The organism is Bacillus sp. JK74 (genome assembly GCF_053663395.1).
Genome location: NZ_JBSJQB010000002.1, coordinates 1,006,209 through 1,031,668, shown reverse-complemented (window position 1 = coordinate 1,031,668; position 25,460 = coordinate 1,006,209). Strand labels below are relative to the sequence as shown.

Annotated in this window: 23 protein-coding genes; 14 read left to right on the top strand and 9 right to left on the bottom strand. The window is 47.2% G+C overall.

Annotation, left to right across the window (positions count from 1 at the left end; genetic code table 11):
* The first annotated feature begins 5 nt into the window (after positions 1-5).
* The 6 genes from glpK to ACWJJ5_RS09645 all read left to right on the top strand — a co-directional run bounded on the left by glpK (position 6) and on the right by ACWJJ5_RS09645 (position 7,634).
* Positions 6-1,496, top strand: coding sequence for a glycerol kinase GlpK (gene glpK, locus ACWJJ5_RS09670; RefSeq protein WP_007610291.1), 1,491 nt, complete (start codon positions 6-8; stop codon positions 1,494-1,496).
* A gap of 138 nt (positions 1,497-1,634) precedes the next feature.
* Positions 1,635-3,302, top strand: coding sequence for a glycerol-3-phosphate dehydrogenase (gene glpD / locus ACWJJ5_RS09665; protein ID WP_003155341.1), 1,668 nt, complete (start codon positions 1,635-1,637; stop codon positions 3,300-3,302).
* Positions 3,303-3,441: 139 nt separating this feature from the next.
* Positions 3,442-5,184 carry a phospho-sugar mutase gene (locus ACWJJ5_RS09660; RefSeq protein WP_454022372.1) on the top strand — a complete coding sequence of 581 codons (1,743 nt, stop codon included), beginning with the start codon at positions 3,442-3,444 and terminating at the stop codon, positions 5,182-5,184.
* 145 nt (positions 5,185-5,329) lie between these two features.
* Complete coding sequence (locus ACWJJ5_RS09655) at positions 5,330-6,466, top strand: GAF domain-containing sensor histidine kinase (protein ID WP_230014214.1); 1,137 nt, start codon at positions 5,330-5,332, stop codon at positions 6,464-6,466.
* Positions 6,466-7,113 (top strand): response regulator, encoded by a 648-nt coding sequence (locus ACWJJ5_RS09650; protein WP_176283217.1) that lies wholly within the window; start codon positions 6,466-6,468, stop codon positions 7,111-7,113. The genes ACWJJ5_RS09655 and ACWJJ5_RS09650 overlap by 1 nt, the downstream gene beginning before the upstream one ends.
* Positions 7,110-7,634 (top strand): NADPH-dependent FMN reductase, encoded by a 525-nt coding sequence (locus tag ACWJJ5_RS09645; RefSeq protein WP_071392055.1) that lies wholly within the window; start codon positions 7,110-7,112, stop codon positions 7,632-7,634. Before ACWJJ5_RS09650 ends, ACWJJ5_RS09645 begins: the two co-directional genes overlap by 4 nt.
* A 13-nt stretch (positions 7,635-7,647) precedes the next feature.
* On the opposite strand, the gene ACWJJ5_RS09640 is transcribed toward ACWJJ5_RS09645, so the two are convergent.
* Complete coding sequence (locus ACWJJ5_RS09640; RefSeq protein WP_070081560.1) at positions 7,648-7,890, bottom strand: YhdB family protein; 243 nt, start codon at positions 7,888-7,890, stop codon at positions 7,648-7,650.
* Positions 7,891-8,081: 191 nt separating this feature from the next.
* On the opposite strand from ACWJJ5_RS09640, the gene ACWJJ5_RS09635 reads away from it, so the two are divergent.
* Positions 8,082-8,405: a DUF3889 domain-containing protein gene (locus ACWJJ5_RS09635; RefSeq protein WP_003155332.1), complete on the top strand. Its 324-nt coding sequence runs from the start codon at positions 8,082-8,084 to the stop codon at positions 8,403-8,405.
* A 42-nt stretch (positions 8,406-8,447) separates the two neighbouring features.
* Here the strand turns inward: ACWJJ5_RS09635 and ACWJJ5_RS09630 are convergent, their stop codons facing one another.
* The 3 genes from ACWJJ5_RS09630 to ACWJJ5_RS09620 form a co-directional block, all read right to left on the bottom strand.
* Positions 8,448-9,902 carry a C40 family peptidase gene (locus ACWJJ5_RS09630; protein WP_017417343.1) on the bottom strand — a complete coding sequence of 485 codons (1,455 nt, stop codon included), beginning with the start codon at positions 9,900-9,902 and terminating at the stop codon, positions 8,448-8,450.
* A gap of 178 nt (positions 9,903-10,080) precedes the next feature.
* On the bottom strand, positions 10,081-10,515 hold the full coding sequence (gene nsrR, locus ACWJJ5_RS09625; protein WP_007610306.1) for a nitric oxide-sensing transcriptional repressor NsrR: 435 nt from the start codon (positions 10,513-10,515) through the stop codon (positions 10,081-10,083).
* A 133-nt stretch (positions 10,516-10,648) separates the two neighbouring features.
* A complete protein-coding gene (locus ACWJJ5_RS09620; protein ID WP_031378438.1) occupies positions 10,649-12,163 on the bottom strand; it encodes a mechanosensitive ion channel in 1,515 nt (504 codons plus the stop codon).
* Positions 12,164-12,332: 169 nt separating this feature from the next.
* On the opposite strand from ACWJJ5_RS09620, the gene ACWJJ5_RS09615 reads away from it, so the two are divergent.
* Positions 12,333-13,739: a SpoVR family protein gene (locus tag ACWJJ5_RS09615; RefSeq protein ID WP_043866955.1), complete on the top strand. Its 1,407-nt coding sequence runs from the start codon at positions 12,333-12,335 to the stop codon at positions 13,737-13,739.
* 37 nt (positions 13,740-13,776) lie between these two features.
* Here ACWJJ5_RS09615 and ACWJJ5_RS09610 read toward each other — a convergent pair whose 3' ends face one another.
* Positions 13,777-15,156, bottom strand: a complete 1,380-nt coding sequence (locus ACWJJ5_RS09610; RefSeq protein ID WP_033574463.1) for an alkaline phosphatase — start codon at positions 15,154-15,156, stop codon at positions 13,777-13,779.
* 458 nt (positions 15,157-15,614) lie between these two features.
* Between ACWJJ5_RS09610 and ACWJJ5_RS09605 the strand changes: the two genes are divergently transcribed.
* Entirely contained in the window at positions 15,615-16,439 is an 825-nt protein-coding gene (locus ACWJJ5_RS09605) for a C40 family peptidase (protein ID WP_070081564.1), read from the top strand.
* Between the two features lie 68 nt (positions 16,440-16,507).
* Here the strand turns inward: ACWJJ5_RS09605 and ACWJJ5_RS09600 are convergent, their stop codons facing one another.
* Complete coding sequence (locus ACWJJ5_RS09600; RefSeq protein WP_146276422.1) at positions 16,508-17,383, bottom strand: LysR family transcriptional regulator; 876 nt, start codon at positions 17,381-17,383, stop codon at positions 16,508-16,510.
* Between the two features lie 109 nt (positions 17,384-17,492).
* Between ACWJJ5_RS09600 and ACWJJ5_RS09595 the strand changes: the two genes are divergently transcribed.
* The 4 genes from ACWJJ5_RS09595 (at position 17,493) to ACWJJ5_RS09580 (ending at position 22,749) form a co-directional block, all read left to right on the top strand.
* Positions 17,493-18,596 carry a citrate synthase/methylcitrate synthase gene (locus tag ACWJJ5_RS09595; RefSeq protein ID WP_024085068.1) on the top strand — a complete coding sequence of 368 codons (1,104 nt, stop codon included), beginning with the start codon at positions 17,493-17,495 and terminating at the stop codon, positions 18,594-18,596.
* Between the two features lie 79 nt (positions 18,597-18,675).
* The gene (locus ACWJJ5_RS09590) at positions 18,676-19,545 is read left to right on the top strand and encodes an SDR family oxidoreductase (protein ID WP_033574464.1); all 870 of its coding nucleotides are present in this window, start codon (positions 18,676-18,678) and stop codon (positions 19,543-19,545) included.
* A 330-nt stretch (positions 19,546-19,875) separates the two neighbouring features.
* A complete protein-coding gene (locus tag ACWJJ5_RS09585) occupies positions 19,876-21,279 on the top strand; it encodes an amino acid permease (protein WP_014304702.1) in 1,404 nt (467 codons plus the stop codon).
* Between the two features lie 114 nt (positions 21,280-21,393).
* Positions 21,394-22,749 (top strand): sodium-dependent transporter, encoded by a 1,356-nt coding sequence (locus ACWJJ5_RS09580; protein ID WP_014304703.1) that lies wholly within the window; start codon positions 21,394-21,396, stop codon positions 22,747-22,749.
* Between the two features lie 36 nt (positions 22,750-22,785).
* Here the strand turns inward: ACWJJ5_RS09580 and ACWJJ5_RS09575 are convergent, their stop codons facing one another.
* Genes ACWJJ5_RS09575 through sigM form a run of 3 tightly spaced genes read right to left on the bottom strand, consistent with a single transcriptional unit; the run spans position 22,786 to position 24,621 of the window.
* On the bottom strand, positions 22,786-23,076 hold the full coding sequence (locus tag ACWJJ5_RS09575) for an anti-sigma-M factor (protein ID WP_003155315.1): 291 nt from the start codon (positions 23,074-23,076) through the stop codon (positions 22,786-22,788).
* Positions 23,064-24,140 carry an anti-sigma factor gene (locus ACWJJ5_RS09570; RefSeq protein ID WP_088005355.1) on the bottom strand — a complete coding sequence of 359 codons (1,077 nt, stop codon included), beginning with the start codon at positions 24,138-24,140 and terminating at the stop codon, positions 23,064-23,066. Before ACWJJ5_RS09570 ends, ACWJJ5_RS09575 begins: the two co-directional genes overlap by 13 nt.
* On the bottom strand, positions 24,130-24,621 hold the full coding sequence (gene sigM, locus ACWJJ5_RS09565; RefSeq protein ID WP_003155312.1) for an RNA polymerase sigma factor SigM: 492 nt from the start codon (positions 24,619-24,621) through the stop codon (positions 24,130-24,132). Before sigM ends, ACWJJ5_RS09570 begins: the two co-directional genes overlap by 11 nt.
* Before the next feature lie 238 nt (positions 24,622-24,859).
* Between sigM and ACWJJ5_RS09560 the strand changes: the two genes are divergently transcribed.
* A complete protein-coding gene (locus ACWJJ5_RS09560) occupies positions 24,860-25,459 on the top strand; it encodes a lysophospholipid acyltransferase family protein (protein WP_003155309.1) in 600 nt (199 codons plus the stop codon).
* Position 25,460 lies beyond the last annotated feature (1 nt).

Here is a 25,460-nt window from a genome sequence, read left to right as displayed (position 1 = left end):
GCATCATGGAGACCTATATTTTATCAATTGACCAAGGCACAACAAGTTCAAGAGCGATTCTTTTTAATAAAGAAGGAAAAATCGTGCATTCCGCTCAAAAGGAATTCACACAGCATTTCCCTCAGCCGGGCTGGGTGGAGCACAATGCGAACGAAATCTGGGGATCGGTGCTCGCCGTTATCGCGACTGTGATTTCCGAGTCCGGAATCAGCGCTGATCAAATTGCCGGTATCGGCATCACGAACCAAAGGGAAACGACGGTCGTATGGGATAAAGATACCGGAAAGCCGGTATACAATGCGATTGTGTGGCAATCGAGACAAACATCCGGCATTTGCGAAGAGCTTCGTGAAAAAGGATATAATGATACATTCAGAGAAAAAACGGGACTTTTGATCGACCCTTATTTCTCAGGAACGAAAGTCAAATGGATTCTTGACAATGTAGAAGGCGCGCGGGAAAAAGCGGAAAATGGAAATCTTCTGTTCGGAACGATTGATTCATGGCTCATCTGGAAAATGTCCGGAGGCGCGGCGCACGTAACGGATTATTCAAACGCTTCAAGAACGCTGATGTTTAATATCCATGAATTAAAATGGGATGACGAGCTTCTTGATATTTTAGGCGTGCCGAAATCCATGCTGCCGGAAGTGAAACCGTCTTCTCATGTGTACGCGAAAACGGTTGATTATCATTTCTTCGGTAAGAACATTCCGATTGCGGGAGCGGCCGGAGACCAGCAGTCTGCGCTGTTCGGTCAGGCGTGCTTTGAAGAAGGCATGGGGAAAAACACATACGGCACAGGCTGCTTTATGCTGATGAATACCGGAGAAAAAGCCATCACTTCTGATCACGGCCTTCTGACGACAATCGCCTGGGGATTAGACGGAAAAGTCGAGTATGCATTGGAAGGAAGCATCTTTGTCGCAGGTTCTGCCATCCAATGGCTGAGAGACGGCATGCGGATGTTCCAGGATTCGAAAGAAAGCGAGACATACGCAGAGCGTGTGGATTCCGCTGACGGTGTTTATGTCGTGCCCGCTTTCGTCGGATTGGGCACGCCGTACTGGGACAGTGACGTGCGCGGCTCAGTTTTCGGCCTGACACGCGGAACGACGAAGGAGCATTTTATCCGTGCCACGCTTGAATCTCTCGCATATCAGGCGAAAGATGTGCTTGATGCCATGGAGGCTGATTCAGGCATCTCTTTAAAAACATTGCGTGTAGACGGCGGAGCGGTAAAAAATAACTTCCTCATGCAGTTCCAGAGCGACTTGCTTGATGTGCCGGTCGAACGTCCGGAAATTAATGAAACGACGGCGCTCGGTGCCGCGTATTTGGCCGGAATCGCTGTCGGCTACTGGAAGGACAGCACTGAAATCGCCGATCAGTGGAACCTTGATAAGCAATTCAAACCGGAAATGGAAGATGAAAAACGCGATGAATTGTACGGCGGATGGAAAAAAGCAGTAAATGCAGCTATGGCTTTTAAATAAGATAAAATTATGGTATACTGAAAACAAGTTAATAGGAACGGTCCTGAGATGAGGAGAGACCACAGCACCAAAGTGATGACATGCGCTTTGGCTGTTGTGGTCTCTTTTTCTATACCGTGACAACAAGGAGGAAGCGTAATGATGAATCACCAATTTTCAAGTTTGGAACGGGATCATATGCTGGAAGACATGACTAAAAAAACATACGATCTGTTTATTATAGGCGGAGGTATTACGGGTGCCGGTACGGCGCTTGACGCTGCTTCAAGGGGAATGAAAGTCGCTTTGAGCGAAATGCAGGATTTCGCGGCCGGCACATCAAGCCGATCCACAAAGCTTGTCCACGGCGGTTTGCGTTATCTGAAGCAATTTGAAGTCAAAATGGTGGCTGAAGTCGGTAAGGAACGCGCCATCGTGTACGAAAACGGCCCGCACGTCACGACGCCGGAATGGATGCTGCTGCCGTTTCATAAAGGCGGCACGTTCGGTTCATTCTCTACTTCCATCGGCCTGCGTGTGTATGACTATTTAGCGGGAGTAAAAAAATCAGAGCGCAGAAGCATGCTGTCTGCTAAAGAAACGCTGCAAAAAGAGCCGCTCGTCAAAAAAGACGGCTTAAAAGGCGGAGGCTATTATGTAGAGTACCGGACGGACGATGCGAGACTGACGATTGAAGTCATGAAAGAAGCCGTTAAATTCGGTGCTGAGCCTGTCAACTATTCTAAAGTGAAAGAACTGCTTTATGAAAAAGGAAAAGTTGTCGGCGTTTTAATTGAAGATCTGCTGTCAGGCAAGGAATACAAAGTGTACGCCAAAAAAATCGTCAATGCGACAGGTCCGTGGGTCGACGAACTGAGAGAAAAAGACCACAGCAAAAGCGGAAAACATCTCCAGCACACAAAAGGGGTCCATCTCGTATTCGACCAATCCGTATTCCCGCTTAAACAGGCGGTGTACTTTGATACGCCGGACGGCCGGATGGTGTTCGCCATTCCGCGTGAAGGAAAAACATACGTGGGTACGACCGATACGGTTTACAAACAAAAACTTGAGCACCCGCGCATGACGGTGCAGGATCGCGATTATGTCGTCAGCTCCATCAATTATATGTTCCCGGAACTGAACATTACGGCGGACGATATTGAATCAAGCTGGGCCGGCCTCAGACCGCTTATTCACGAAGAAGGGAAAGACCCGTCTGAGATCTCCCGTAAAGATGAAATCTGGACATCTCAATCAGGCCTGATTACGATCGCCGGAGGAAAACTGACGGGCTACCGTAAAATGGCTGAGCACATTGTCGATCTTGTCCGCGACCGCTTGAAAGAAGAGGGCGGCCAGGACTTCGGCGGCTGCAAGACGAAGACGATGCCGATTTCCGGCGGACATGTCGGCGGCTCTAAAAACTTCGAGTCATTTGTGGAAGCAAAGACAAAAGACGGCTTGAAAATCGGTTTATCACAGGAAACCGCTAAGCAGTTAGCCATCAGATACGGCTCTAACGTTGAAAATGTATTCAGCCGGATTGAAGGCCTGAAAGATGAAGCGGAAAAACGCCAGATTCCGGTTCACATTCTGGCGGAAGCGGCTTACAGCATCGAAGAAGAAATGGCTGCGACACCTGCCGATTTCTTCGTCCGCAGAACGGGTAGACTGTTCTTCGACATCAAATGGGTGCAAACGTATAAAACGGCCGTGATTGATTACATGAGCGACCGATTCCAATGGAATGACGAAACGAAAGAAAAACACACTGAGTGGTTAAATACACTGCTGCACGACGCGGTTGTTCCGCTCGAACAATAATAACCGGAGGGCTGTGCCGAAAAGGCATGAGCCCTTCTTTTATCTTTTTACATAAAGCATTTGGTTAAGTTATCAAGTGACACGGGCAGCCGCTTCATATTAAAATATGGTCATAAGCTGAAATTATAGGAGGACGAACATGAGTTGGAGTAAGAGTTACGAACGCTGGAATCAGGCCGAACAATTAGATTCAGAATTGAAAAAATTATTGGCGGACGCAGAAGGAAACGAGCAGCTGCTGGAAGATTTTTTCTACAAAAATCTTGAGTTCGGAACAGGAGGCATGAGAGGAGAAATCGGGCCGGGTACGAACAGAATGAACATTTACACGGTCCGCAAAGCATCCGCCGGACTTGCGGCGTATATCGCGAAACAGGGGGAAGACGCGAAAAAAAGAGGGGTTGCGATCGCATACGACTCCCGTCATAAATCTCCTGAGTTTGCGATGGAAGCTGCAAAAACCCTTGCTTCCCAAGGCATTCAAACATACGTATTTGATGAGCTCCGCCCGACGCCTGAGCTGTCTTTTGCGGTGAGAAAGCTGAACGCTTATGCCGGCATCGTCGTGACGGCCAGCCATAACCCGCCTGAATATAACGGATATAAAGTGTACGGCGATGACGGCGCACAGCTGCCGCCGAAAGAAGCGGACATCGTCATTGCGGAAGTGAATGCCATAGAAAATGAATTAACGATTCAAGTTGAAGATGAACAGTCGCTGAAAGAAAAAGGTTTGATTAAAATAATCGGTGAAGAAATTGATAAACCGTATACTGAAAAACTGACTTCCATCTCCGTACATCCCGAGCTTTCGGATGAAGTGGATGTCAGCGTCGTGTTCACTCCGCTGCACGGCACGGCAAATAAACCGGTGCGCCGCGGTCTCGAAGCACTCGGTTACAAAAACGTCACCGTCGTAAAGGAGCAAGAGCTGCCGGACCCGGATTTTTCAACCGTCAAATCGCCGAATCCGGAAGAGCACGCGGCATTCGAATATGCCATTAAGCTCGGAGAAGAACAAAATGCCGATATTCTCGTCGCTACGGACCCGGATGCCGACCGTCTCGGCATTGCCGTAAAAAACAGCGAAGGCAAGTACACAGTGCTGACGGGAAACCAGACAGGCGCGCTTTTATTGCATTACCTGCTTTCCGAGAAGAAAAAACAGGGCACCCTTCCTGAAAACGGTGTCGTCATGAAAACGATTGTCACGAGCGAATTGGGCCGCGCCGTCGCTTCATCGTTCGGATTAGATACGGTTGACACGCTGACAGGCTTCAAATTTATCGGTGAAAAGATCAAAGAATATGAAAAATCAGGCCAATACACGTTCCAGTTCGGGTATGAAGAAAGCTACGGCTACTTAATCGGCGATTTCGCGCGTGACAAAGACGCGATCCAGGCTGCGCTGTTAGCCGTCGAGGTATGCGCCTTTTATAAAAAGCAGGGCATGTCGCTTTATGACGCGCTGCTGTCCATTTTTAAAGAATACGGATATTACCGTGAAGGCTTGAAGTCATTGACGTTAAAAGGAAAACAGGGAGCAGAGCAGATTTCCGCTATCCTGACTTCATTCCGAAACGATCCGCCGAAGCAGATGGCCGGAAAACAAATCACGCAGGCTGAAGACTATTCAACGGGAAAACGGACTGTATTTGGCGATCATCATGAAGAAGATATTGATCTGCCGAAGTCAAATGTCCTGAAATATTTCCTTGAAGACGGCTCTTGGTTCTGCCTTCGTCCATCAGGAACGGAGCCGAAAGTGAAGTTCTATTTCGCCGTGAAGGGAACTTCTTTACAAGACAGCGAACAGCGTCTTGCCGCATTATCTGAAGCCGTCATGAAAACGGTGGATGACATAGTGGAAAAAACGAAATAAACAACAAACCGCCGGAAGCGACATCCGGCGGTTTTTTTATACGCCTCATCCGAAAGTATGAGGAAAATTCATGCTGAAAACAAAGGAATATACAGAAAAGAATTGATATAATATGGATAATTCTGATTGGCCGGAGTGAGGGAAATTGACGAAAACGACGGTAGAAACGTTAAAAACGTTAAAAGCGATTGCGGAAACCTTAAACCAAAACCACGATTTAAAGGAAGCGCTTGATAAAGTGCTCCGCGAACTGCTCAGCCTGACCGGACTGCAGACAGGGTGGATTTTTCTGATTGAGCCGGACGGGTCTTATACGCTCGCCGCATCCGCTTATTTACCGCCGGCTCTCGGTCAGCGGGAAAATGCACTCATGTGCAGCGGGGAATGCTATTGTCTGACCAAATTCAGCAATGGCGGATTGACAAAGGCCGTAAACATAATGAATTGTAAACGGATTGAATTTGCGGAACAGACGACGAACTGCCGCGATACGGAGGGCATTACCCATCATGCGACCGTACCGCTTGAGGACGGCGGCCGGAAGTTCGGTTTATTAAACGTCGCCGCAAGTGAAAAGACATTTTTCAACGAAGAAGAACTGCATCTGCTTGAAGCGGTTGCATTTCAAATCGGAACGGCGATTCAGCGGATGAAATTGGCCGAATTTGAGCAGCAGAACGCCCTGTTGATGGAACGAAGCAGACTTGCGCAAGACCTGCATGATTCCGTCAATCAGATGCTGTTTTCTGTCAGCTTAACGGCAAAAGCCGCAAAGAGCTTTACAGATGATGATCGGCTCCGGCAGATGATTACGTTTATTCAAGAGCTGTCTCAGGATGCGCTAACAGAAATGAGGGCGCTCATTTGGCAGCTGAAGCCGGAAAGCTTAACGAAAGGGCTGTATGCGTCGATCAAAAGCTACGCCGCTCTTATCGGCCTGGAAGCCGTTTGTGAAACGGAGGATGAGCTGGAGCTTACGGATGAACAGGAACACGCGCTTTGGCGGATCGCCCAGGAAGCCTTGAATAACTGTAAAAAGCATGCGGGAACGGACCGGGTTATCATTTCCGCCGTTAAAAAGCCGGGTTGCGCTGAGCTTCACATTAGCGACCGTGGAGCGGGCTTCAGCGCTGATGCGCATGCTGTGCTCCCATCGCTCGGCGTGGCCGGCATGAAAGCGCGGGCTGAAGCGATCGGAGGCCGCTTTACACTGCAATCCGAGCTTGGCGCCGGAACGATTGTCTCCGTTCGGCTTCCGTTTCGGGACAGGAGGTCTGATTGATGAAAATTGTGATTGCTGATGATCATCATGTTGTCCGCAAAGGACTGCGCTATTTCTTCGCCACTCAGGAAGACATTGAAGTTGTCGGTGAGGCGTCCACCGGTGCTGAAGCGCTTCAGCAAGCTGAAAAGACGGAGCCGGACATCATTCTGATGGATTTATCAATGCCTGATATGGACGGCATAGAAGCGGCAAAAATCGCGGCTGAACGATTTCCGGACATCAGTATCGTCGTTTTGACGAGCTATTCTGATCAGGAGCACGTCATTCCCGCCCTTAAAGCCGGCGCAAAAGCGTATCAGCTGAAAGACGCTCAGCCCGATGATTTAGTGAAAACGCTCCGGGAAGTGTATTCCGGACGTTACCGGCTGTCGGCGGATATTGTGCCTCACGTGCTGACCCATATGGTTCAGGATGATCAGGATAAGGAAAAATATTATCAGCTGACCCCCCGTGAAAAAGATGTTCTTCAAGAAATAGCCAAAGGAAAAAGCAATAAGGAAATTGCGGCGGCACTGTTTATTTCAGAAAAAACAGTGAAGACCCACGTGTCCAACCTGCTGTCAAAGCTGAATCTTTCCGACCGGACGCAGGCGGCATTGTATGCGGTAAAATATAATGTTTTTGGAAAGGCGGTAAAATCATGAGCATATTAGTGATCAGCGGCACACCGAGAAAAAACGGGCGGACTAGAATTGCCGCTTCTTATATCAGAGATCGGTTTCATACCGATTTTATTGATTTGAGCGAAAGTGAACTGCCGCTTTATAACGGTGAAGAAGAACAGAACGAGCTGTCTTCAGTGCAAAAGTTAAGGCGGCAGGTGAAAAAGTCGGCGGCCGTCGTCTTATTATCTCCCGAGTATCACAGCGGCATGAGCGGCGCTTTAAAAAACACCATCGATTTTTTAAGCAGCGATCACTGGGCATACAAACCGGTGGCCATCATTGCCGCGGCGGGCGGAGGAAAAGGAGGCATGAACGCGCTGGCGAATATGCGGACGGTCATGCGGGGCGTCTATGCAAATGTCATCCCGAAACAGCTGGTATTAGACCCGATTCACATCGACATGGAGCGCCGGACCGTATCTGAGGATATGGCGGTCAGCCTGAAAGACATGATCGAAGAGCTGAATATGTTCACAAACACAAGAAATCCCGGCGTCTGACGCCGGGATTGTTTTATGTCAAAATGGCTAATTGATCTTCATAAGCGAGCTCTGTCGCATGATCAATATACCCGAGAAGGGAATACAGCTCTTTTTCAAGCACGGCATGATCATATTCGAAATGATACGCGTGCAGAAAGTGCTCAATACGCTTTGATAATAAATCATCTTTTGTACGAACCATCAAAATTAATAAATTGTCCCATTGAGACCGGTGTGTGTAATACAAGGCTTTATCATAATCGGCATGATCCATCTTACGCTTCTCCTTTCAATGAGAAGTTCTCCGTTAGTTTATGCCGCCGAAGCCCGGATGCAACGGGGGAAAACTTGGTGTCCTTATCATTGCGGCATAGCAATATGAGGGAGACATAAAATAAAACCGCATATCCGTCTCTTCTTTGGACACGCTAAGATTGACAAAAAACGACTCAGGAGAACATAAAGATGAAATCCCTTCCATTTGCGCTTGCCCTCTTGTTTTGCGGCATTCTCATTGCCTCTATCGCTGAAAAAGGGCATACAGAACACCTCGATCCGTCAGTTGAAAAATGGGAACAGCTCGCATGGAACCAGCTTGAACGTGAATACAAGGGGGCCGAGCTTACCGATTATTCGTACATGGGCCGTACAAAAGTGAACCGGGAACAGACGAAAGACGTGTTTCGCGTAACGGTGCAAACCGCAAAAGAAACGTTTTCATCCCGTGCTGAAGTGTATTTCCATCCCGTAACAAAACACGTGATCAGCATCAATATTTTCAGACTGTAAAAAAGCTGCACAGCCTTATGCGGCCGTACAGCTTATCAGATATCAGAAGAAACGTTTTGCGCCGAGGTAGCGCTGTTTCCAATAGGAATTGTTCATGCTGGAAATAACGACACCCGAATCGTTGGCATTAATAAACTGGCCATTCCCGAGATAAATACCGACGTGGGAAGGTCCGGCTTTATAAGTTGAGAAAAAGACAAAGTCACCGACCGCCGGCTGGCTGACTGATGTCATCGTATTCCAGTAGCCTGCGGCTGAAAGTCTGGATACAGAAGTGACCTTATTGAGAACGTAATAAATGAAACCGCTGCAGTCAAAGCCTCTCGGCGTCGTCCCGCCCCATACATACGGTACGCCCAGCTGAGCTTTTGCGGCATCGATCATTACATTAATCTTCGCGCTTGTTGAACCTGTGCCGCCTGTGCTGCCGGACTGATTCGGTGTCGTGTTTGTCTGCTGCCCGGTAATCGTCAGTTTCTGTCCGATTTGAAGAACGTCTGTTTTCAGATTGTTTTTCTCGCGGATCTGCTGGGCGGTCACATTGAACTTTTGGGCGATCACCCATAAAGAATCCCCGCTTTTCACGGTATATGTAGTGGTTTTCCCTGTATTTCCGGACTGGTTCGGAGCTGACGGTGAAGACGAAGAGCCGGAAGAAGACGTTTTGGTCAGCTTCAGCACTTGTCCGACCCGCAGCATGTCTGACGTCAGTTTGTTGATGCTTCTGATTTGCTGAACCGTCATATTGTATGCGTTTGCGATTTTCCAGAGTGAGTCTCCGCTTTTTACTGTATAGGAGGACGTTTGCGTCTGGTTTTTATTTTGGTTTGAATTGTCTTTTGCCGGCGTGTTTCCCGAAGAAGACGTTCCTTTTGTTTTCAGGACTTGGTTTACGTAGATCGTATCCGTTTTTAAGTTGTTTAATACTTTGAGTTCCGCAATGGTCATATTGACGCTGTTTGCGATCTTCCATAGGGAATCGCCGAGTTTTACTTTATAGGTCCCGGAAGATGATGACTGATTTTTGCTGCTGTTTGAGCTGCTGCCCGGCGCGGTTTTTTTCTGATCGGTGCTTGAGGAAACTTTCCCCGTCACTTGCAGCTTCTGTCCGGCGCGGATTAAGTCGCTTGTCAGACCGTTCAATTTTTTCAGTTCCTGTACGGACATTTTAAAATCAGATGCGATCAGCCACAGCGAGTCTCCGCTTTTCACTGTATAGACGCTTTTAGTCGTGCCGCTGTTCTTTGAAGATGGCTTTTTGCTGCCGGAATCTGATTTGCCGTTAGGAATGTTGAGCGTCTGCCCGATAGAAAGAACGGTGGATTTTAGATGATTCGCTGATGTAATGGCATCCACGCTTGTATTGTAGTTTTGGGCAAGCTTCCATAATGAATCTCCGCTTTTGACCTTAATCGTTTGTGCTTCTGCCGGTGTTACAGCTAACGCAGACCCGACGATCGCAGATGCAGTCAAACCGACCGCTACCTTTTTTTTCATAGTGAATCTCCCTTTTCCTGCGATAATTTTTCTATCCCCATTCGTTGCAGCCGCAAGGTGAGGATATCAGTAATGATAATCTTTATATCGGCACTTGTCTGCAATCGTTTATCATATTAATAGAAATAGTCCTTTTTTCTTATGCCGGCATAAAAAAAGAAGGAATGCGGACATTCCTTCAGCTTCTGAGCAGTCTCATAATCTCCTCTTTGTTTTTGACCAGATCCCTTAACGTATATTTGTCTAAAACGGCCAGGTAAGCTTGCAGGGCTTCATTCAGAAGGTTCTTTAAGTTGCAGGCGGGAGATATGATACAGAGATTTTTTTTGGAGTCAAAGCATTCTACGATGTTAAAGTCGTCTTCTGTATTTCGAACGACTTCTCCAATGTTTATGTCTTCCGGTGTCATTCCTAATCGAATTCCGCCTCCCCGGCCCCGGATCGTTTCGACATACCCGAGCTGGCCGAGACGGTAAATGACTTTCATGAGGTGGTTTTTAGAGATGGAATAAGTATCTGCGATTTCTTTTATGTTGGAAAGTTCGTCGGAATGTCTGGAAGCCAAAAAAATCAAAACGCGTAAAGAGTAATCGGTATAGTTCGTTAATTTCATAGAATGACCTCGAAAAAAGAGATTTTGCTTCTGTTACAGTCTATCATATATGAATCTAAAATGAAAAAAAAGGAATTTGCTCCCTTAACTTTTAAAAAAAACGTGCGCTCCTTCTGAGCACACGTTTTTTTCGTTAAGACATCGGCGGCTTACGATCGTCAGCCGATTGATGTTTTTCAATTTTGCGATCCAATTTTGCGAGATAACGGGAGGCAAATTCTTTTCCGCCAAGCCCGAATGAAAGTCCGAAGGCAAGCGCGAAACCGCCCAGAATCAGAATAAACGCGGCATTTACGATCGTGTCGGCGACACCGAGCTGATCCAGCGCCATAAAGATTGAGAGAGTGATAATGGTATATTTCGCAAGCGGCGCCAGGAATCTGAATTCCTTTCCGCTCAGCATGCCGGCAAGCAGCCTGCTGACGAGCTGTCCGGCCAAAAGTCCGATTCCGAGAATAAATACAGCGGCCAGAACATTAGGCAGGTAAGCGATAATACCGGTTGCGATAACGACGAGAAATTCGAGATGAACAAGCTGCAGCGCCTCTGCCGTAAAGAGCAGGACGATGATGATCTGAACAATCATGCCGACCGTCTGAGAAAGCGTCAGCTTCGGGGTGCCCGCCTGTTCAAAGCCCATTTTACCGAGAAGAGAGTCGAAACCGGCCCGGTGCAGGAGCCCGGATACAATGCTGTTGACCCATTTTCCGACCCAGATGCCGGCGATGATCAGCACAATACCGATGATGATATTGGGGAGCATTGTGAAGACCGTGTGCAGCATGGCTGACGCCGGTTCAGAAATACCCGCCACATCAAGCCGGTCAAGCGCAGAGATGATCACCGGAATGAAAATCAGCACGTAGACAATCGTTCCGATGATTGCCGACAGGCTCGTATCCTTCAGATAAATAGAAAGCCCCATACGTGCGGCGAGCCTTTCCGTGCCGATACTCGCCAGAAAGTTTGTGACGATATCACGGACGAGACGGGCAACAAGCCAGCCGATTAAAACAATCAGCGCCGCGGCGAATAATTTCGGTATAAAGGACAAAACGCTTTGGATCATATTTGTAAACGGCCCTGATACTCCGCTGATTTGGAGAGCGGACAAGACGCCGGGCAGGAACAAGAGCAAGACGAAGTAAAAAACGATTCGTGAAGCGGCCGTAACGGATCTGCTCATCTCCGCTTCTTCAGACACCATTGTCCATTTTCTGAGCCGGCCGTTTTCAGCGAGTTTCATGCCCGCTTTTTTGACGAGATAGCTGAAAAGCGAAGCGGCCGCCCAGCCCACGAGCAGAATCAAGCCGGCTTTTAAGACGCTCGGCACAGCCGCCGTTATCGCCGACAGCATGCTGACAAAAGGCGAAGCCACGGTTGTCAGATGCAGAATGTTAAAGAATAGAATAAAAACGATGATTAATGCGATAAAATAAATGACTTTACTGATGACTTTTTCTGAGGAATAGCGCGCCGGCTTTTTTTCGGCAAAGAGCCTGTCGTCGATTTTTGTTTTTTGCAGGCCTTTGTATACGGCTTTTTCAATGATTTTGGCAATGCCCCAGCCGATAAGCAGGACGAGCAGTGCAATGATCAGATTCGGGAGTTTGCTGAGATACGTCGTAAGCATGTCTGCTGTATTCAAGTAGAATCGCTCCTTTTCTTTTTGGGGTATGGTGTGTGTTTTACCCACTTACATATAAAGCAAACGGGGCGGATGTGCCGAAAGTTTTCAGTCGGAAACCGGCCTGTTATTTCATCTTTTGAGAGGAGGGGTCATACATTATAAATAAGTCCAAGTAGGGGGGATTCGCTTGAACGCGGAGGAGACAAAAGGTTTACAGCGGGCAATTGAGGAAATAACCGATATTGCGAAGGGTTTCGGCCTTGATTTCTACCCGATGAGATATGAAATTTGCCCGGCTGAAATTATTTATACATTCGGCGCGTACGGCATGCCGACGAGATTCAGCCACTGGAGTTTCGGCAAACAATTTCATAAGATGAAACTCCATTATGATCTCGGTTTGAGCAAAATTTATGAACTTGTCATTAATTCCAACCCTTGCTACGCTTTTTTGCTGGACAGCAATTCGCTGATCCAAAATAAATTAATTGTAGCCCATGTTCTTGCCCATTGTGATTTTTTCAAAAATAACTGCCGCTTTCAAAATACGAACCGGGACATGGTTGAGAGTATGGCGGCTGCGGCGGAGCGGATTAAGCATTATGAAAGAATTCATGGGATAAAAGAGGTGGAGTCCTTTTTAGATGCCATTCTGGCGATTCAGGAGCATATCGATCCGTCGCTTGTCAGGCCGAAGCTGCTGTGGAGCGTCGATGACGAAGAGGAGGACGAAGAAGAAACCGCGCCATCGCCTTACGATGATTTATGGGGAATGGATAAGCCGAAGCAGGTGAAAAAGAAAAAAGGGAAAAAACCGTTTCCGCCCCGGCCGGAAAAAGATATTCTGCTGTTTATCGAAGAACATTCGCGGGAGCTTGAACCGTGGCAGCGTGACATTTTAACCATGATGAGAGAAGAAATGCTGTATTTCTGGCCTCAGCTGGAAACGAAAATCATGAACGAAGGCTGGGCATCCTATTGGCATCAGCGGATTATCCGCGAGCTTGACCTGACTTCAGATGAAGCCATCGAATTTGCGAAGCTGAACGCAGGCGTCGTTCAGCCGTCAAAAACGGGAATCAACCCGTATTATTTAGGGCTGAAAATTTTTGAAGACATCGAAGAGCGTTATGACAACCCGACAGATGAAATGAAAAAAACAGGGGTAAAGCCCGGTTCCGGCCGCGAGAAAATGTTTGAGGTCAGGGAAATTGAATCGGATATCTCATTTATCCGCAATTATTTGACGAAAGATCTCGTCATGCGTGAGGATTTGTATTTATTCCAAAAGCAGGGCAGGGACTATAAAGTGATCGACAAAGAATGGAAGGCCGTGCGCGACCAGCTCGTGAACATGCGGGTCAACGGGGGATTTCCTTATCTGACCGTCAATGACGGGGATTACCTGAAGAATAATGAGCTTTATATTAAACATTGGTATGAGGGAATTGAGCTTGATCTGAAATACTTGGAGAAAGTGCTGCCGTATCTGTACCAGCTGTGGGGCAGGAGCGTGCACATCGAATCTGTTCTTGAAGACAGAGAAGTGATGTTCTCGTATGACGGCAAAGGAGTGCACCGGAGATATCTGTAAAAGAAGAAAGGATGCGGGGAAACCCCCGCATCCTTTTTTATTTTCCGTGTTTCAGGATGTGAAAAATCTTTTTGGCCTGGTCCGTGTTGTTTAAAAGCCCCGTAAATGACTCTCTTCCCGGACCGTATGCGTAAACGGGAACTTCTTCGCCCGTATGATCGCCGGTTGTCCAGCCGCTGTTGGTTTTCGCATTAAAAAGCTTAATGATCGATTTGTAGACGCTCTTGTCAGCATCCTGTTTTGCGGCCGTTTCGATCTGTTTAATTTCAGCTTTTGACCATTTCAGGTCTGTATAACGCGCAAGCACGGAAGATACGGATTTGCCCGCTTTGATTTGGTCAGCCATAAATGCCGGGGTTTTCTTGGCGGCAAGAATCGGTTCAACATGCCAGTTTTTATCGTCATTTGCGCCGATCGTCAATCCGCCGGTGGTATGATCAGCCGTGGCAACGACAAGCGTATGTTTGTCCTTTTTGGCAAATGCGATCGCTGCTTTATATGCTTTTTCAAAATCCTTCATTTCACTCATTGCGCCGACTATATCATTGTCATGTCCCGCCCAGTCTATTTGGCTGCCTTCGACCATTAAGAAGAACCCTTTTTTATTCTTGTTCAGCCTGTCGATCGCCGCCGTTGTCATGTCTTCTAATGAAGGGACGGCGTTTGACCGATCGATTGCTTTATCGAGTCCGCCATCGGCAAACAGGCCGAGAATCTTCTTGTTACGATCTTTTTTCAGCTCCTGTTTTGATGTCACATAGCTGTATCCCGCTTTTTTGAAATCCTTTGTTACATTGCGGTCTTTACGGATAAAGTTTGATTTGCCGCCTCCGAGGAGCACATCGACTTTTTGTTTTCCGTTGATGCGGTCATCAAAGTAGCTGCTTGCGATGTCATTCATGTTCTTTCGGGATTTGTTATGGGCTCCGAATGCCGCAGGGGTGGCGTGGGCAATCTCCGAAGTTGCGACAAGTCCGGTGGATTTCCCTCTTTGTTTCGCTTCTTCGAGGACGGATTTGACCCGCTTTCCTTTTTTATCGACTCCGATCGCCGCGTTATACGTTTTCACGCCCGTAGCCATTGCCGTGCCAGCCGCCGCGGAATCGGTAATATTGGAATCAGGATCGTCAGGATAAGTCATCATCATACCGGCGAGATTGGGGTCGAATGCCGTCAGTTTCATACCATCCGAAGGCTTTCCTTTGTTAATGACCGAACGGTAGGCGTTCATATAGGGAGCGCCCATTCCGTCGCCGACCATGAAGATGACGTTTCTGATCTCGTTTTTGTCAGGCTGTTTTTTTGCCGCAGCCTGTTCAGAGTGCTGAAACCCCGCGCCCGCAATCAGACCGGCTGTCAGCACGGATACGGCTGCCGCCGGCAGAAGTTTTGATCGAACCTGTTTAAATAGACTCATTCTCACTCGTCCTCCTTTAATCGTGTCTGCATGTCTAATGGTAGGGGGTGTTTGTAAAGAGCGCCTGTTTCTCCTGTAAATTTCAGGTGAAACATTGTTAGAAATGTAAATTCCGGTGTAACTTATGTTTTCAAGAAAGGGTGAAAACCATTCACTTTTTTGAAAAAGACGAGGATTTTTTTAACAAGGAGTTATTTGGAAAGTAAACTGCTTTGTTTTTCCAAAATACGAGGATCACAGGAAAAAAACATGACAAATTGACTCGTTTTTCGTCACGTTTGAAATCAAATTGAAATATTTAATACCCTTAAAAATTTTTTTCAAAAACGAATTAGTAAGAAATTTGTCACGGGAAGTCAAGTCTATTTCTAGTGGAAATTGAACCTTATAATAGGAAACAGATAAAAACTTTAAAAAAGAGACACATAAAATAGATAGAATCATTCGGGGAGGAAAATATGAAAAAGCAACTTGTTACAGCAACAACGGCAGTGGTTTTGGGGACGACTTTGTTTGCGGGCGCGGCGTCTGCGCAAACGATTAAGGTAAAAAAAGGCGATACATTATGGGGACTTTCAAATCGGTATGGAACGTCAATTAATTCCATTAAATCTGAGAACAAATTAAAATCGGATATCATTTACATCGGTCAGACGCTTTCGATCAACGGTAAATCATCTTCAGGTTCAAATTCGGGCAGCAAGTCATCATCGTCTACATATAAAGTCGTAAAAGGCGACAGCCTTTGGAAAATTGCGAATAAATATAAAATGACGGTAAACCAATTAAAAAGTTTAAACGGTTTAAAAACGGACCTGATCCGCATCGGGCAAGTGCTTAAAGTAAAAGGATCAACTTCCGGTTCAACGTCTTCAGGATCTTCGTCATCAAAGAAGCCTTCATCCAGCCATAATATTGCACAGACGAGCCTGAATGTAAACAAGCTGATTTCTGATGCGCAATCTTTAATCGGCACGCCGTATGTATGGGGCGGAACAACGACTTCCGGCTTTGACTGCAGCGGATTTATCTGGTACCTGTTAAACAAACAGACGAGTGTCGGCAGAACAAGCACTGCGGGATACTGGAGCTCAATGAAGAGCGTGTCCAGCCCGTCAAGAGGAGACTTCGTCTTCTTTACAACATATCAGGCCGGCCCTTCACACATGGGTGTGTACATCGGAAACAATAAGTTCATCCATGCCGGTTCTGACGGCGTCACAACAAGTGATCTGAATAACAGCTACTGGAAGCCGCGCTACCTGGGCGCGAAAAGATTCTAGCAGTGAGAGAAACCCGTTCATCCGAACGGGTTTTTTATTTAGACGGGGCAGAGCTCCATTTGTTTCACCTAAAAATGAAAATGTGATAAAAAATCTAAAAAGGTTTTCTTTTTTTCATTTTCATAGAGGGCGATGGCGTACGCGCCCGCGCTCGGCATCTGGGCGAATTCGCACGGAATTTCAATCATGCTGCCTGCGGCGAGTTCGGACCGTACCGCTGACAGCGGCAGAAATGAGACGCCCAGCCCCTCTTTAATAAATCGTTTCGTAATATGCGTCTGTGTCACCTTCATTGTTCTGACGAAAGGGAACTGTATTCTGACCTGGCGGAGCAAATCATCCCAATAGTCAGGATGGTTATGGGTCAAAAGCAGATATTGTCCGAACAGGTCTTTCACTTCATCCGTCTTCCCTGTCCCGGGTTTTCGGCCGGGTGGCGCGACGAGGACAACGGGGTCATTGTACAGGGGACGGCAAGTGAGGGAAGATGATTGCACCTTTAAGCAGCTCAGTCCGATATCGGCTGAGCCGTTTCTGATTTGAGAGGCGATTTCTTCCGATTCGAAAATGGTGACCGTCATTTCGGTTTCTTTATTGTCCTCTGTATAACGCTTCATGACAGACGGGAGAACGGTGTCGGCGATAAGCGGCGAAACAGCGAGTGTCAGCGTGTGCGAGTAGCCCTGGCGCACCCTGTGCAGCTCCGCCATGCTGTTTTCATAGTCTTCCAAAAGTCTCATGGCAAACGGCACGTATGCTTTTCCTTCTTCCGTCAATTGTATTTTCCGGCCGCTCCGCTGAAACAGCTTGCAGCTGATTTCTTTCTCTAATAATTTTATATGAACGGTGACGGTCGGCTGAGATAAAAAAAGCGTTTCCGCCGTTTTTCTGAAATTCTCATATTTTGCCGCGGTGACGAAGGTGTGAAGCCATTTAAAATCCATAGATGCACTCCTCTGATTAAAAGTTTTAATTAATTCCCTTAAAAATATTCATTATTTTTTAAATATTATATTTACTATAATAACAGAAAGAGGATAAGGGGGAATGAAATTGATTTATCGTGGATTGAAAGGGATTACTTGTGCAGAAACGGCGATCAGCCACATTGACGGAGAAAAGGGGCATTTAATATATCGCGGCTATGACGCGAAGGATATCGCATTGCAATTCAGTTTTGAAGAAGCGGCGTATCTCATTTTGAACGGGGCGCTTCCTGATGAGCGGCAATTGCTTGCGTTTCAGGAAGAACTTGCAGCCGAGCGCGGGCTTCCGAAACATTTGATCGGCTTACTGGAAACGCTTCCGGATGAAATGGACGACATGGCGGTGCTGAGAACGGCTGTTTCGGGTTTGGGCACAGATTCATTTACATATCCGCCCAAGCCGGAAGAAGCGATTAAACTGATTGCCGTCACACCGACGATTATTGCGTACAGATACCGCCGTAAACAAGGGCAGGAAGCGCTGTCACCCGAGGCGCGATACGGACACGTTGAAAACTATTTGTATATGCTGACAGGCAGGCAGCCGTCCGCAGCCCAAAAGAAAGCGCTTGAGACGTATATGATTCTGGCGATGGAGCACGGGATGAATGCATCGACTTTTTCGGCGAGAGTCACCGTTTCGACTGAATCGGACTTAGTGTCTGCCGTCACTGCCGCACTGGGTACGATGAAAGGGCCGCTGCACGGAGGCGCTCCTTCAGGTGTCACGAAAATGCTTGAAGACATCGGGGAAAAAGAAAATGCAGAAGCGTATTTGACAGCGAAGCTTATGAGGGGAGAACGCCTGATGGGCTTCGGGCACAGGGTGTACAAAACAAAAGACCCGCGGGCGGAAGCGCTGCGCATAAAGGCTGAAGAAGTGGCGGGAAATGATCCGTCGCTTGACTTGGCGCTTTATGTGGAGAAGGAAGCCATCCGCTTGTTAGAGCAATATAAGCCCGGACGGAAGCTGTATACGAATGTGGAGTTTTACGCAGCGGCTGTGATGCAGGCCATTGATGTCGACAATGATTTATTTACGCCGACCTTTTCAGCAAGCAGAATGGCAGGCTGGTGCGCACATGTGCTTGAACAGTCCGCTGACAACATGATTTACAGGCCGTCTGCGAAATACACCGGCGCTTTTCCCGAAACGGCTCAGCAGCTTTAATTACCGGCATATTTGTCCGTTTAATTCCCCGCACTGCGTGGTATCGTCTCAGTAATAACAATTGCAGGAGTGTGAGAATATGAATCCGATGGACAGACAGACGGAAGGACAAAAGCCGCAGGTGCAAAACCGCCAGCCCGGCATTGAGGCAGACATGGAGCCAAAACCGCTCTTGGAGGACCCGGATGTAAAAGGATCGGGCAGATTAAAAGGAAAAGTCGCCGTCATCACGGGCGGAGACAGCGGCATCGGCGCAGCGGCTGCGATCGCTTACGCGAAGGAAGGGGCGGATCTTGCCATCCTGTACCTAGACGAACATGCCGATGCCGAGAGAACGAAAAAGCGTGCGGAAGAATACCAGGCCGAATGCCTGTTAATTCCGGGAGACGTCGGTGATGAGGCGCATTGTCAGAAGGCGGTCCGGCAAGTCTTAGATCACTACGGAAAAATAGATATTCTCGTTAATAATGCGGCTGAGCAGCATCCGCAAAACGGGATTCTTGATATTACGGCTGAACAGCTGGAGAAGACATTCCGTACAAACATGTTTTCCATGTTTCATATGACTAAAGCCGTGCTGCCTCATCTCAAAAGAGGGAGCGCCATCATTAATACAACGTCGATTACCGCTTATCAGGGAGACACATCATTGATCGACTATTCGTGCACGAAAGGCGGCATCGTTTCCTTTACGCGTTCAATGGCGATGTCATTGGCCGATCAGGGGATCAGAGTAAATGCGGTGGCCCCCGGGCCGATCTGGACCGCCCTGATTCCGGCAACGTTTACTGAAGAAAAGGTGGAAAAGCACGGTCTGGACACTCCGATGGGAAGACCGGGACAGCCTGCGGAACACGCCGGAGCTTACGTGCTTCTGGCTTCAGACGAATCTTCCTATATGACTGGGCAGACCATTCACGTAAATGGCGGCAGGTTTATTTCAACATAATACGCAAGTCTTATCCCGCGCTTTTAAAAAGTGCGGGATTTTTATTTGATTACATATGAATACGATTTTTAAAAAATGGAAGTCTCCAGCCGAATCACTAATGTTAATATTTCACAGCAGAGAATCCGCTGAGTTCTGTTTTATGAAAACTGAAATAATAAATAGAATTTTCAAAAAAGTTATTTTCATTTTTATATTTTTCGCTATAATATGATGTAGGAGAAAGGAATGATGTGCTGAAACATTTCATGCGAAAAATAAGAATTTAGTCATTATTGCTATTGTTATCTGAATATTCTAACATATATTGATTTACAAGGAGTGAAGCAGATGAAGGGGAGCATATTCAGAAAGAAAAGCATTCAGGACCTGCTTGCCGCAACGGGCGGGGAAAAGTCGCTGAAAAGAGAGTTAGGGGCCTTTGATCTGACCCTTCTGGGGATAGGGGCCATCATCGGAACGGGAATTTTTGTATTAACCGGAACAGGAGCTGTCACGGCGGGGCCGGGGCTGACTGTTTCATTTGTCATCGCCGCTCTTGCGTGTTTATTTGCGGCTTTATCATATGCCGAATTTGCTTCAAGCGTCCCGGTTTCCGGTTCCGTCTACACGTTTACTTATGCGACACTGGGTGAACTTCTCGCATTTATCATCGGATGGGATTTAATCTTGGAATATATGCTCGCCGTCAGCGCGGTTTCGGTCGGCTGGTCCGGCTATTTTCAATCATTCTTGGCGGGCTTCGGCATTCATCTTCCGACTGCATTAACGGCCGCGCCGGGATCCATTAAAGGCACGGTCACATTCTTTAATCTCCCCGCATTTGTTATCGTGCTTGCGATTACATTCCTCCTCTACTTAGGCATTAAGGAATCGAAGCGGGTCAATAATATTATGGTCATTTTGAAGGTTCTGGTTGTTCTATTGTTTATCGCCGTTGCGGCCGTATATGTCAAACCTCACAACTGGCAGCCGTTTATACCGATGGGGTTCGGCGGTGTTTTCAGTGCCGCGGCGCTCGTTTTCTTCTCTTTTATCGGTTTTGACGCCGTCTCTTCCGCCGCTGAAGAAACGAAAAATCCGGCGAAGGATCTGCCGAAAGGAATTATCTTTTCATTAATCGTCTGCACCGTGCTGTATGTGACCGTATCGGCGATTATGACGGGCGTCGTTCCGTTTGCCCGCTTTGAAGGCGTTGACCATCCCGTGTCTCTCGTCCTGCAGATGGCCGGACAGAATTGGGTGGCCGGGATTATTGATATCGGCGCAGTGTTGGGAATGACAACGGTGATGCTCGTCATGCTGTACGGCCAGACGAGGGTGATGTTTGCCATGTCCCGGGACGGTTTGGTGCCGGGGGCGCTTTCAAAAGTCCATCCGAAGCATAAAACGCCGCACGTGGTGACATGGGTGTTCGGCATCCTGTCGGCATTACTCGGCTCGCTCGTCCCGCTTGATGAGCTGGCGAAGCTGGTGAACATCGGCACGCTTGCCGCGTTTGTCCTGATTTCAGTGGCGGTTATCGTATTGAGAAAGAAACAGCCTGATCTGCCGAGAGCTTTTAAATGTCCGGGGGTTCCCTTTATTCCGATATTGTCCATTCTGTTCTGCGTATTTTTGATTATTAACCTTGGCGCCACCACCATATTCCGTTTCTTTATCTGGCTGATCATCGGTCTGGTGATTTATTTCTTATATTCGAGAAAGCATTCGAAATTAAACGGGGATTTGTAAGGAGCGGCACCCGCCGCTCCTTTTTATTTTTCGGAATAATGAAACATATTGAAATGGGCTTAAGTTATCGCAGTGAATAAGGGATAATATAGGGCGGAAGGGAAGTGGAAAGTCGTGTCTGACCAAAAAAGGGTTCAATGGGCCTCAAAAATAGGATTTATTATGGCCGCTGCCGGTTCGGCGATCGGCCTGGGAGCCATTTGGAAGTTCCCTTACGTAGCGGGTACGAACGGAGGAGGCGCTTTTTTTCTTGTATTCGTCCTCTTTACCGTGCTTTTAGGCTATCCGCTTTTGCTCGGTGAATTTATTTTCGGAAGACGGAGCCAGACAAATGCGATTGATGCCTACAAACAAGCCGCGCCGAAGTCGGTATGGCACCTCACGGGTTATGTGGGTGTGGCGGCCTGTTTTTTAGTTTTGTCTTTTTACAGTGTTGTCGGCGGGTGGATTTTGCTTTATGTGTTAAAAGCTGTTACGGGTTCTTTATCCGGGCTCACTCAGGAGCAGTACGGAACGGTGTTCGGGACGGTCATTGAAAATCCGATCCAGACTCTCGCCGCGCAGCTTGTATTTATGATCTTGACAGTGGCGGTCGTCGCAAAAGGCGTGCAGAAAGGGATTGAACGTGTCAGTGCGGTGCTGATGCCGGTTTTATTCGTGCTGTTTCTATTGCTTGTGCTGCGATCAGTCACGCTCGATCATGCCGTTGAGGGGATTAGATTTTTATTGGTTCCGCACTTTGAAGATTTGACGCCGGAATCCATCCTATATGCTTTAGGACAGGCGTTCTTTACATTAACGCTCGGCGTTTCGGTCATGGTGACATACAGTTCGTATCTGCCGAAAACCCAAAACCTTCCGGGATCGGCGGGTTCCATTGTTGTGATGAATGTGCTCGTCACGCTGTTTGCGGGACTGGCCATTTTTCCGGCGGTTTTTTCGTTCGGATTTAAACCGGATGAAGGGCCTACACTGCTGTTTACCGTACTGCCGGCTGTGTTTGACCGGCTGCCGTTCGGCTCGCTGTTTTTTATCAGCTTTCTGGCGGTCTTTTTCTTTGCCGCGCTGACTTCGGCCTTTTCGATGGTGGAAATTATCGTAGCGACTGTCGGGAAAGGTGATGAAACGAAAAGGAAGAAGCTGTCGTGGACAAGCGGTCTGCTCATTTTCTTGGTCGGAATTCCGTCGTGTTTATCATACGGTGTGCTCGGTGATGTTCATTTGTTCGGAAAAACGTTTTTTGATCTAGCGGATTTCACAGTGAGCAATGTGCTGATTCCGCTCGGCGCTTTATTAATATCAATCTTCATCCCGCTGAAAATACCGAAGCGGGAGCTGTTCGCCGAGATGAAAAGCGGTTCCGCCATCGGCTATCGTTTCTTTCAGGTGTGGTATTTCCTTCTGAAATACCTCGTGCCGCTGGCTATCATCGTCGTATTGCTGCATTTAATCGGCGTTCTTTCATTTTAAAAAAACAGGCCCCCGTAAAAGGGCCTGTTTTTATGTTTAAAAACCGAATTGCAGATTCGTATCAACGGCAACGATCGTATATACACAAACAATGACGAAAAGGTTGAGGATGACACCGAGCAGTCCCGGGCCCGTCCGTCCTTTTTTAATAAACAGCTCAATGATGCCGAACGGCACGGCGGCCATCGCAAACGGCAGCATCTGATAAGAATAGAAAGTCACATTGCTGATGATTGCCACGTTCAAAAGCAGCAGCGACAAAATCGCGGTACCGACTGATATCCAGCCGAAGACATTATGCTCTTTAAAAATTCTTACCAATTCCATAATTCCACCTCACCGATGTTTGCTGCTTTTACTGTTTTGTTTTTCAGCAGACGTTCGATTTCTTTTGTCGGCCCCGTCACGACAGAGCCGTATACGTTCATTCCGTGATGTTCAACATAATCGATTCGGCTGCCCAGATTCATGTCTTTGCGTTTCGATATTGCATGAGCCCATTTTTTATGGCGGGACATAAATTCAAGGGCATTGATAAATTGTTCACGGTCTGTCTGTCCTTGCGTTTCGAAAGAGGACACCATCTTGGAATCTTTCCCGGGAAATCCTAACGGCTCGGCATAAGGACTGTCTTTCAGATTTTTCTCCGTTTCGACCGCGTTCCATAAAAACTTCACATCGTATTTTTTAAAAGTTGAATATACTTGAGAAGAAGGGTAGGCCCGGTCATAAGAAAGATAGACCTCCGCCACGCTTCCTTCAGGCAATTTTTTCAATGTCTGTCCGGCTTTGTCAATCGTGCGTTCCTTTAAGCCGGAAGGATGGGCAAAATAATGCTTTGCCTGTGCCGCGTCTAGATCATAGTAGTTAACGGCAGGCGATTTGACCGTATCTAAAAACATTTCAATCCGTTCTCCGCCGACGGATTTCGTTTTTGTGCCGATCTGCTTTTGCAGCGGAAATTCTGTATTCATTCCAAACAGCTTCACCTGGCTTTTCAGTCCGGAGGTATCGACGAGGACGTTCGGCATGGTGGTCGCGACCGTCACGGCCGCGGTTTCCATTAATTGATTGCCGGTGCTTTCCTTTCCTCCCAGACCGTAATAGAGGTAGCTTCCCAAAGTGCAAAGCGGCAAAATCATCAAAGTGGAGATGACGGCGAGAACTGAAATCCGCAAATACGATTTGCGTTTTCCGTATGACAAAATGGCCTTCTGTTTTTCCGGGCTGATGCCGACGTCCCATTCCCGGTCGTCCTGCATTTCGCTTTCAATCAACTCCTGATAGACTTCCAGCTTTTCCAGCTCTTCTTCAAAGGCGGCCATTTCCCGGTCGCTCATTTCTCCATTTTTGTATTGGTAAAAACGCTTTTTAAATTCTTCATTCATCATTAACACCTCTATTATAAAGTGCTTTCAGCCGCTGTCTGGCACGAAATAAAACACTTTTAAAATTAGCCTCTGAAATATTCATAATATGGGATGCTTCTTTGTAATTCAGTTCTTTTAAATAATACAGTGTTAAGGCCTCCCGATAATTGTCGGGAAGTTCGGACATATACCCTGTCAGCACTTCCTTGATTTCAATCTGATGAGCCGGGCTTTGAACAGCCGTCTGAAAAAGGCTCCCAATTAAGTCATCGGAAATGGTCACTTCCTTTTTATGTTTTCTGACATAATCTATAAACGCATTTCTCGCCACTTGAAAAAGCCATGGCTTTACTTTGCTGTGGTCGTAGGAGTGAATGTGTATGTATGCCCTCATAAAGGTTTCCTGCAGCAAATCTTCAGCGAGATGCTTGTCTTTTGTCATGGAGAGCAGGAACCGGTAAACATCATTCATATACATTTGGTAAATTTCATCGATCGTCACTGCCTTTTCTCCCCTCTATGTTATACACGCATAAGAAAGGTTTAAAGTTGCACGTTCCATGCAAACGGCTTAAATTCATTTTCACCTCATCAAACACCATTTCTCTATAGTACCCAAAATCCGTCATAAAAGATAGAGATCGGCGGAGGAAAAATATATTTATTAGTACCAGGTAATAAAAAATATTGTTATAATAGAGAGAGAACACTTTTGATCATTACAACAAAGGAAGTGCGTTATGTATAAGTTTTGTGCAAATGCCATCAAATTCATTCTTTCTCTGCGCGGAGGAGTCAAAGTATACAATAAAGAGAATCTTCCGTCTGATAAAGGATTCGTTATCGCGTGCACGCATGCGGGCTGGGTGGACGTCCTCACGCTCGGTGTCGGGATATTGCCCCATCAGATTCATTATATGGCGAAAAAAGAGCTGTTTCAGAAAAAGTGGATCGGAAGTTTTTTAAAGAAGATTCACGCGTTTCCGGTTGATCGTGAAAATCCGGGTCCGAGCAGCATTAAAACGCCGATTAAGCTACTGAAGGAAGGGAAGATTGTCGGGATTTTTCCGAGCGGCACGAGAACTTCTGAAGACGTCCCGCTGAAAAGAGGGGCCGTGACCATCGCCCAAATGGGGAAAGCGCCGCTCGTTCCGGCCGCATATAAAGGGCCGTCTACGGGAAAAGCGCTGTTTAAAAAGGGAAAAATGCGGCTTATCATCGGCGAGCCGATTTTTTTGGAGGACTTTTCCGATCTTGCGCCGAAGGAGAGGCTTGCGGCCATGACAGAAGAGCTGAATGCCAGAATTAAAGAGCTTGAGAAAAAACTTGAACAACTGTAAA

Bases quoted from the DNA above. Each gene is read 5' to 3' on its own strand.
- ACWJJ5_RS09650 (WP_176283217.1), top strand. From the start codon at position 6,466: ATGAAAATTGTGATTGCTGATGATCATCATGTTGTCCGCAAAGGACTG.
- ACWJJ5_RS09660 (WP_454022372.1), top strand. From the start codon at position 3,442: ATGAGTTGGAGTAAGAGTTACGAACGCTGGAATCAGGCCGAACAATTA.
- ACWJJ5_RS09630 (WP_017417343.1), bottom strand. From the start codon at position 9,902: ATGAAAAAAAAGGTAGCGGTCGGTTTGACTGCATCTGCGATCGTCGGG.
- ACWJJ5_RS09600 (WP_146276422.1), bottom strand. From the start codon at position 17,383: ATGGATTTTAAATGGCTTCACACCTTCGTCACCGCGGCAAAATATGAG.
- ACWJJ5_RS09570 (WP_088005355.1), bottom strand. From the start codon at position 24,140: ATGATGAATGAAGAATTTAAAAAGCGTTTTTACCAATACAAAAATGGA.
- ACWJJ5_RS09560 (WP_003155309.1), top strand. From the start codon at position 24,860: ATGTATAAGTTTTGTGCAAATGCCATCAAATTCATTCTTTCTCTGCGC.
- glpD (WP_003155341.1), top strand. From the start codon at position 1,635: ATGATGAATCACCAATTTTCAAGTTTGGAACGGGATCATATGCTGGAA.
- ACWJJ5_RS09575 (WP_003155315.1), bottom strand. From the start codon at position 23,076: ATGGAATTGGTAAGAATTTTTAAAGAGCATAATGTCTTCGGCTGGATA.
- ACWJJ5_RS09585 (WP_014304702.1), top strand. From the start codon at position 19,876: ATGAAGGGGAGCATATTCAGAAAGAAAAGCATTCAGGACCTGCTTGCC.
- glpK (WP_007610291.1), top strand. From the start codon at position 6: ATGGAGACCTATATTTTATCAATTGACCAAGGCACAACAAGTTCAAGA.
- ACWJJ5_RS09635 (WP_003155332.1), top strand. From the start codon at position 8,082: ATGAAATCCCTTCCATTTGCGCTTGCCCTCTTGTTTTGCGGCATTCTC.
- ACWJJ5_RS09610 (WP_033574463.1), bottom strand. From the start codon at position 15,156: ATGAGTCTATTTAAACAGGTTCGATCAAAACTTCTGCCGGCGGCAGCC.
- ACWJJ5_RS09605 (WP_070081564.1), top strand. From the start codon at position 15,615: ATGAAAAAGCAACTTGTTACAGCAACAACGGCAGTGGTTTTGGGGACG.
- ACWJJ5_RS09640 (WP_070081560.1), bottom strand. From the start codon at position 7,890: ATGGATCATGCCGATTATGATAAAGCCTTGTATTACACACACCGGTCT.
- nsrR (WP_007610306.1), bottom strand. From the start codon at position 10,515: ATGAAATTAACGAACTATACCGATTACTCTTTACGCGTTTTGATTTTT.
- ACWJJ5_RS09645 (WP_071392055.1), top strand. From the start codon at position 7,110: ATGAGCATATTAGTGATCAGCGGCACACCGAGAAAAAACGGGCGGACT.
- ACWJJ5_RS09590 (WP_033574464.1), top strand. From the start codon at position 18,676: ATGAATCCGATGGACAGACAGACGGAAGGACAAAAGCCGCAGGTGCAA.